The following is a 7,168-nucleotide window of genomic DNA, read 5'->3' on the forward strand; positions in this document are numbered from 1 at the left end:
GGCGGGTCCTGAAAAAGTGTCTTCGGCAAATGTGAAAATTTCATTTACCGAGACAGCTCTAATTTTAGATAGCCAACCATCAATTTTTTGTGAAAAAGAAGCCAACAATTAGTTGGCTTATAAACCAGCCTGATACTTCCAGACTATTTGAGAATGGTTCAGCTCCGGTACAGCTTCGACTCAAGCCTGATGCAAATACCAGCGCCAGTCCTGCTCACCGACCTCCCCCATGAATTGGCGATATTCGGCGCGTTTCACCGCCAGGTAGACACCGAGGAATTCCCCGCCGAACGCTTCCCTGGCCCAATTCGAACCCTCCAGCGATCGCAAGGTGGTCAGCCAGTCTGTCGGCAACAGTTTCGTGGCCTGGGCGTAGCCGTTGCCTTCCACCGGCGCACCAGGGTCGAGTTGTTCGCGGATACCGCGATGAATACCGGCCAGAATCGCCGCAGCCGCCAGATAGGGGTTGGCATCTGCGCCACAAATTCGATGCTCGATGTGCCGGGAATACGCCGGCCCGCCCGGCACGCGCAAACTCACGGTGCGATTGTCCACGCCCCAGGTGGCCGCCAGAGGCGCATAGCTGTTGGCCTGGAATCGACGGTAGGAGTTGGCGTTGGGGCAGAACAGCAACAGCGAATCGAGCAAGGTACTGAGCATGCCCGCGACAGCCTGCTTGAGCAGCGGCGTTCCATCCGGGGCTTCACTGGCAAAGAGGTTATTGCCGGCCTTGTCCGCCAGGCTCACGTGCATGTGCATCCCGGTGCCGGCCAGATCATCGAAAGGCTTGGCCATGAAGCAGGCTGTCATGCCGTGCTTGTGCGCCACCCCCTTGACCAGACGTTTGTAGCGCACCGCTTCATCCATCGCCTGTAATGCGTCGGAGCGGTGCTCGAGGGTGATTTCCACTTGCCCCGGCGCGTATTCGGAAATGGCCGTGCGCGCCGGAATCCCCTGGAGCTTGCAGGCGCTATAGAGATCGGCCAGAAACGGCTCGATCTGTTCAAGCTCGCGCAATCCATAGACCTGAGTGCCGCGCGGACGCCCGCCATCGACATCCCGTGCCGGTTGCGGCCGGCCATTGCTGTCGCGTTGCTGATCCAGCAGGTAGAACTCCAATTCCGCCGCCATGACCGGGTAATAGCCGTCAGCCTGTAAACCTTCGATGACTTTCGCCAGTAAATGACGGGGATCGGCAATGGTGGCGGGCATTCCTTCCGTCGGGTGCATGCTGACCTGAACGGCGGCTGTCGGGATCAGACGCCACGGCATGCGCGTGAGGCTGCCGCTGATCGGATAGGCCCGGCAGTCGATATCACCGACATCCCAGACCAGCCCGGAGTTCTCCACGTCATCGCCGTTGATGGTCAGGCCGAGGATGGTGCTCGGCAATGGCCGCCCGCTTTCATACACCGCCAGCAACTCGTCACGATGCAGCAGCTTGCCCCGCGGCACACCGTTGTTGTCGAGGATGAACAGCTCGAACATTTCAATATCCGGGTTCTGCTCCAGAAAGGTCAGGGCTTCTTGCTTGGAGGCAAACGAGGTCGTGGCACTACTCATGGGAACTCTCTTTTTCCGTGTCAGGCGGGTATGCAAAAGCACCCGCACTTTAATCCCGCCATCAAGCGGAATAAGTAGGAACAATCAGCGGAAAAAGCAGGAATCCGGCGGGCGCGCATGGCGGCAATGCCACAGCGCCCAGAAGGCCAGTTCAGAAGGAAGTGCAGAGAGGTTTGGCGCGGTGGCGGGCGTGAATCGACGAAGAAGGCTCGACGCTCGAGCGTCGATGGATGCCTTGAAGTGGATTGCGACTGGCCAACCGTCCATAGATAGAACCGCAGAAAACAGATGGCCCGCAGCGTCACACGATGGGTTAAGTCGTTAAATCATGATTTGAAGAACCTTGGATATCGTCTGGCTAAACATTTGGCTGCGACTTGTATTTAATTTCTAAATACTTCGCCGGAATTTCTGATTTGCCGCCTCCAGGCCTCGCGCGCCTAATCGGAACCCTACTGTTCAAGGTCCGATCATGGAAAACGCCCGAGCCACTTCCCGCCCTGCCCTCTGGTTCATGTTCAGCATTGTCCTGGTTGCCCTGAACCTGCGCCCTTCCATGGCCGCTGTCGGGCCTCTGCTCTCGGCGATTCGCGACGACATTGCCCTGAGCTTCAGCCAGGCTTCACTGCTGACAATGTTGCCGGTGACGGCCATGGGACTGGCGATGTTTGTCGGCCTGCGCGTCAGCCAGCGATTCGGCGACCAGCGCACAGTGGTGTTCTCATTGCTGATCATCGGCGTGGCCACGCTTTCGCGGTTGTTCCTTGATTCAGCCGCGGAGTTGCTATTCAGCGCCGTTCTGGCAGGTATCGGGATAGCCCTGATCCAGGCCCTGATGCCGGCGCTGATCAAATCCCGCTTCAGCGACCATGTGGCCCTGTGCATGGGGCTCTACGTCACGTCGATCATGGGCGGTGCCGCCATGGGGGCTTCCTTTGCGCCGCTGGTGATGGAGCGTACCGGCAGCTGGCGTATGGGCCTGGCGATCTGGGCCGTTCTCGCCGTGCTGGCATTGCTCTTCTGGCGCAGCCAAAGTGCGGGGATGCCAACACTGGACTCGAGGGTATCCAGCAATGGCTCGTTCTTCGCCAACTCCCGCGCGTTGTTGCTCGCGATTTTCTTTGGCCTGGGCACTGCGTCCTACACCTGTGTCCTAGCCTGGCTGGCGCCGTACTACGTGGAAAAGGGCTGGAGCGAACAACACGCCGGATTGCTGCTCGGATTTCTGACCGCCATGGAAGTGCTGTCGGGACTGCTGACCCCCGTCATCGCCAATCGCAGCCGCGACCGCCGCGTCGTGCTGATGGTATTGCTGACACTGATCATCGCCGGTTTCTGCGGACTGATTCTGAGCCCGCGGCATTTGAGCCTGATGTGGCCATGCCTGCTGGGGCTGGGCATTGGCGGCCTGTTCCCGATGAGCCTGATCGTATCGCTGGATCACCTGGACAATCCATTGCGCGCCGGTGGCCTGACCGCATTCGTTCAAGGCATCGGCTACTTGATCGCCGGCCTTTCACCGCTGCTGGCGGGGATCATCCGCGACCAGCTCGGCAGCTTTGAATGGGCCTGGTGGTCGCTGACGGCGGTCATGGTGCTGATGATGCTGATGGTTTTGCGCTTCAACCCAAGGCACTACACCCGCCACATCCATTGACCCGGAGCCTGCCATGAAAACCACCGGTTTCGCCGTCGCTCACGCCAGCATGCTGCTTTGGGCCTTATTGATCGCTGCGTCGTTTTCCGCGGCGGCGCAAGTCAGCCAGGCCATCGACCCAATCCTGCTGACCGGTTTGCGCCTGCTGTTTTGCGCCTTGGTGTTTCTGCCGCTGTTGCTGCTTAAAGGCAATGTCGTCATGACCGCCCCAGGGCTGCTCGGTCACGCGGTACTCGGCCTGCTGCTGGCGCTGTACTTCGGCTCGCTGTTCGAAGCATTGCGCTACACCTCGGCCGTCAACACCGGGACGATGTTCACGCTGGTGCCGCTGCTGACCCTGGGTTTCGAAGCCGTGCTGACACCTGACAGCCGTCTGAAACAACGGATTGTGCCGATGCTGCTTGCCGCTGCCGGGGCAGTGTTACTGATTATGAAAGGCACCGGCACCGGCGAGTTGCCATCGCCGTATGCATTGACGGTGTACGGCATCGGTTGCATGGCGATGGCACTCTACGCCCCCCTCAGCCAACGTCTGAAAGCCAATAGCCTCAAGGGACGCGGGCCGGCGCCCATGACGTTCTGGAACATGCTGTTCGGTGCGCTGTTTCTACTGTTGTTCTGTGGATTCAGTGGCGGTTGGCGCTCGGCATCATTACTGACGCTCAACGATTTCTATTGGCTGATGTACCTGGCGGTGTTCGCCACCCTGGCGACGTTCTGGCTGCTGCATCGGGCCATCGGCGTGATCGCGCCATCCTCGGTGATTTCCTACATTTACCTGAGTACGCTGTTCATCACCTTGTTTCACTGGCTTTGGGGGCGCCAGATGCCGCTGCCGCTGGAAATGGCCGGCGCGGTGCTGGTGGGCCTCGGCATGTTCGCGCTGTTGATGTCCAGCCGCCGCGCCGTGTCAGCGATGGTCCAGAGCTGACACGGACTTGGGCGAAACGTCCTGCAAGGCATTCTCCCTGCTCCCTCATTCCGCTAGGATGATTCGCTCACCCTTGCACACGGTCAGCGCAAGGGGCGTAGCGAGACGCAATGGATGCTGAACAGTAATTCGCTTAGAAAACTCGACATGCAGGACCTCATGGTGTTTGTCGCCGTGTACGAGCAAAACAGCGTCACCGGCGTGTCCGAGACGCTTTGCGTCAGCCAGTCCACGGTGAGTTACTGCCTGAAAAAACTGCGCACCTGTTTCGGGGACGAGCTGTTCATCAATACCCGTACCGGCGGCATGCAGCCCACCTGCAAGGCCGGCGCGATGTACCCTCACGTGCTGAAAATCCTGGAAAGCATCAACCTGTGTGACGCCGGCTCACCTACGTTCGACCCGGGCCTGCAACCCGTGACCTTCAACATCTGCGCTCCGGAATATTTCGAGCAGTTGATTCTGCCGCGCTTGTTGAAAACCTTCGACCTCGCAGATCTTCCGGTGATGGTCAATGTGTTCAAACTCGAAGCCGATATTCCTGCCGAAGCGTTGCGCGACGGCAGCCTCGACCTGGTGATGTGCTTCGGTCCGAACTTTCATCGCAATCACGTCGACTTCAAATCGCAGACGCTGCTCGAAGATGATCTGGTATGTGTTTTCGACAAACGCGCCACGCCGGCCGAACCACGCTTGAGCCTGCAAACCTATGTCGAACGTCGACACGTGTTCCCGACACCCTGGACGTCCGCCACCAACATGGTCGACGGCTGGCTCGCGCAGCAGGCACAACAGCGCCAGATCGTCGCACGCGCCAACAGCTACAGTGCAGCGCTGAAGCTGATTACCGGCACCGACTATGCCCTGACCCTGCCCCGGCGCATCCAGCGACTGCTGGCCGGCGCAGACACCTTCAATCACCGTGAAGCGCCCGAAGGCTTGCCGGGTTTCACCCTCGACATGCAGTGGAACCAGAGTGTTGATCAGGACAGCGCCAACACCTGGCTGCGAGCGCAAGTGATCCAGGCCTGTGGCGAGCAGGAATCAGCCTGATGTTCAGTTGTTGATGGCGGTCTTGCTGTAGGAGTCGCGATCGATGTCGAGAATTTCCACGCACAACTGGACCTCGAGGCTGCTCGGCCATTCACACAGGTCCCGCACCACTGCCAGCAGGCTTTCAGACAGCTGTTTCTTGATCTCTGCGGAACGACCACTCAACAGCGCCAGTTTCACATGCACGAACGCCCGCTCGGCCAGTGCCGTACCGACCTTGAACGTATCGACCTTGACCGCGCGGCTCTTGATGTCGAATTCGGCAGCAAACTGACCGGAACCCACCAATGTATTGTTCAACCGCATCAATGCCACATCGGCATTCAGATCAGTCAGGTTGGCGGTGTATTCCATGTGCAGGTGAGGCATGAGCGGGTTCCTGTAGGTGGGTGGACGGGTCGTACATATAACACAGCGCCGCCCTGTTCATTCGGGCAACGGCAAAACGGCACGCTCACTCATGAACGCCTCCAGCCGCGAGCGTAACCAGCGCTCGGCGGGATCGGTATCGACATGACTGAGCCAGACCATGGACAGGTCCAGGGTAGGTGTCTGGATTGGAAAGGGTTCCTTGAACAGCATTCCCGATGCAGCCATCGCCTCGGCGGTGTAGTCCGGCAGGCTGGCAATCAGGTCCGTCCCGGCAAGCAGGGCCGGCAAAGAACTGTATTGCGGTACCGAGAGCACAACCTGGCGCGTGCGGCCGATGTCTGCCAGCCACTCGTCGGCATAGCCACTGACGTTGGCGGTATGGGACACCAGCACGTGCGGTCGCGCGCAATATTCATCGAGGGTCAGCGGTGTGTCGGAGGCATCGGCGCGCAAAATGCTGGGCTGGATGTGCCGCAACAACTTGCGCTTGGCATTGGCCGGCAAGCCACGGGTCTGGCTGATACCCACCGTGATATCGCCAGACGCCAGCAAGTCGGGAATCCGCCAGTAATCGACATGCTGCACCACAAACACCACGTTGGGCGCTTCCTGGCGCAGAGCTCGCAACAATGGCGGCAACAACCCGAACTCGACATCGTCGGACAACCCGATGCGGAACGACATCGTGCTGCTGGCCGGGTCAAAATCATGGGTCAGGCTCAAGGCCACGGATAGGGAGTCCAGCGCCGGCGACAGGTGCTTGATGATCTCCTCTGCCCGCGCCGTCGGCTCCATGCGATGACCAACGCGTATGAACAACGGATCATTGAACATCGCACGCAAGCGGTTGAGCGCCGAACTGATGGTCGGCTGACCGAGAAACAGCTTCTCCGCCACCCGAGTGACATTGCGCTCGAGCATCAGCGTTTCGAATACCACCATCAGGTTGATATCCGCCTTGCGAAGTTCGTTGCGATTCATCCACTGCCCCCGGATCCCGAAATCTGCTGACAGTTTAGGTAGCTGGTGCGACTGCCGTCTATCCAACTCAGGTTCAATAGCCTGACGCTGGTTGCAACGAAGCTGCTCTGAACGAGCAGCCTCATCATCCTAAAACTGGATTTCCTTGATCGGAGTCTGGTCGCAGGTCCCCTTGATCAAACTGATTGCATGCAGGCAATCAGCCTTGTTGACGTAAGCCTCCCCGCTAGCAATGGTTTCATGATTGCCAGCCCTCAACCGCCAACGCCATTGGCCCTTGCCAGTCAGAACAGTGCCGCGAATTTGCCTGTAAATTTCAAAATACATTGCTCGCTCCTTGCGATTGCTGGTGACTGCAGATCAGTGGTCTGCAAAACCAGAGTAAAGGAGGAGCTTCCAGGGCGATTACTTTCAATGTCAGGGGATATTTCGCACTGACAAGCCTGAATACTGTGTACGAACTTTCCTGCGGACAAAAACAAAACCCCAACTGCTTTCGCAATTGGGGTTTCGGAATTTAATCTTGACGATGACCTACTCTCACATGGGGAAACCCCACACTACCATCGGCGATGCATCGTTTCACTGCTGAGTTCGGGATGGGATCAGGT

At 58.7% G+C, this 7,168-nt stretch carries 7 protein-coding genes and 1 rRNA gene; 3 read left to right on the forward strand and 5 right to left on the reverse strand.

Going from position 1 to position 7,168, the window contains the following annotated elements; genetic code table 11:
• Positions 1 to 180: 180 nt before the first annotated feature.
• Positions 181 to 1,563: a glutamine synthetase family protein gene (locus tag AC1D1M_RS29835; protein WP_477778463.1), complete on the reverse strand. Its 1,383-nt coding sequence runs from the start codon at positions 1,561 to 1,563 to the stop codon at positions 181 to 183.
• 472 nt (positions 1,564 to 2,035) lie between these two features.
• Between AC1D1M_RS29835 and AC1D1M_RS29840 the strand changes: the two genes are divergently transcribed.
• From AC1D1M_RS29840 to AC1D1M_RS29850, 3 genes are all read left to right on the forward strand, one after another.
• Positions 2,036 to 3,220: a cyanate transporter gene (locus AC1D1M_RS29840; RefSeq protein ID WP_477778464.1), complete on the forward strand. Its 1,185-nt coding sequence runs from the start codon at positions 2,036 to 2,038 to the stop codon at positions 3,218 to 3,220.
• Between the two features lie 13 nt (positions 3,221 to 3,233).
• On the forward strand, positions 3,234 to 4,151 hold the full coding sequence (locus AC1D1M_RS29845) for a DMT family transporter (RefSeq protein ID WP_477778465.1): 918 nt from the start codon (positions 3,234 to 3,236) through the stop codon (positions 4,149 to 4,151).
• A 114-nt stretch (positions 4,152 to 4,265) separates the two neighbouring features.
• Positions 4,266 to 5,204 carry a LysR family transcriptional regulator gene (locus AC1D1M_RS29850; protein ID WP_477778466.1) on the forward strand — a complete coding sequence of 313 codons (939 nt, stop codon included), beginning with the start codon at positions 4,266 to 4,268 and terminating at the stop codon, positions 5,202 to 5,204.
• 3 nt (positions 5,205 to 5,207) lie between these two features.
• On the opposite strand, the gene AC1D1M_RS29855 is transcribed toward AC1D1M_RS29850, so the two are convergent.
• From AC1D1M_RS29855 to rrf, 4 genes are all read right to left on the reverse strand, one after another.
• Entirely contained in the window at positions 5,208 to 5,573 is a 366-nt protein-coding gene (locus AC1D1M_RS29855) for a 5-carboxymethyl-2-hydroxymuconate Delta-isomerase (protein WP_223536060.1), read from the reverse strand.
• A gap of 57 nt (positions 5,574 to 5,630) precedes the next feature.
• Entirely contained in the window at positions 5,631 to 6,557 is a 927-nt protein-coding gene (locus tag AC1D1M_RS29860) for a LysR substrate-binding domain-containing protein (RefSeq protein WP_223456403.1), read from the reverse strand.
• Positions 6,558 to 6,686: 129 nt separating this feature from the next.
• Complete coding sequence (locus tag AC1D1M_RS29865; RefSeq protein ID WP_477778467.1) at positions 6,687 to 6,884, reverse strand: YegP family protein; 198 nt, start codon at positions 6,882 to 6,884, stop codon at positions 6,687 to 6,689.
• A 194-nt stretch (positions 6,885 to 7,078) separates the two neighbouring features.
• A 5S ribosomal RNA gene (rrf, locus tag AC1D1M_RS29870) occupies positions 7,079 to 7,168 on the reverse strand; the annotation flags it as partial.

The sequence above is a fragment of the Pseudomonas sp. P1_F7 genome, assembly GCF_056405655.1.

Bases quoted from the DNA above. Each gene is read 5' to 3' on its own strand.
- AC1D1M_RS29835 (WP_477778463.1), bottom strand. From the start codon at position 1,563: ATGAGTAGTGCCACGACCTCGTTTGCCTCCAAGCAAGAAGCCCTGACC.
- AC1D1M_RS29840 (WP_477778464.1), top strand. From the start codon at position 2,036: ATGGAAAACGCCCGAGCCACTTCCCGCCCTGCCCTCTGGTTCATGTTC.
- AC1D1M_RS29845 (WP_477778465.1), top strand. From the start codon at position 3,234: ATGAAAACCACCGGTTTCGCCGTCGCTCACGCCAGCATGCTGCTTTGG.
- AC1D1M_RS29850 (WP_477778466.1), top strand. From the start codon at position 4,266: ATGCTGAACAGTAATTCGCTTAGAAAACTCGACATGCAGGACCTCATG.
- AC1D1M_RS29855 (WP_223536060.1), bottom strand. From the start codon at position 5,573: ATGCCTCACCTGCACATGGAATACACCGCCAACCTGACTGATCTGAAT.
- AC1D1M_RS29860 (WP_223456403.1), bottom strand. From the start codon at position 6,557: ATGAATCGCAACGAACTTCGCAAGGCGGATATCAACCTGATGGTGGTA.
- AC1D1M_RS29865 (WP_477778467.1), bottom strand. From the start codon at position 6,884: ATGTATTTTGAAATTTACAGGCAAATTCGCGGCACTGTTCTGACTGGC.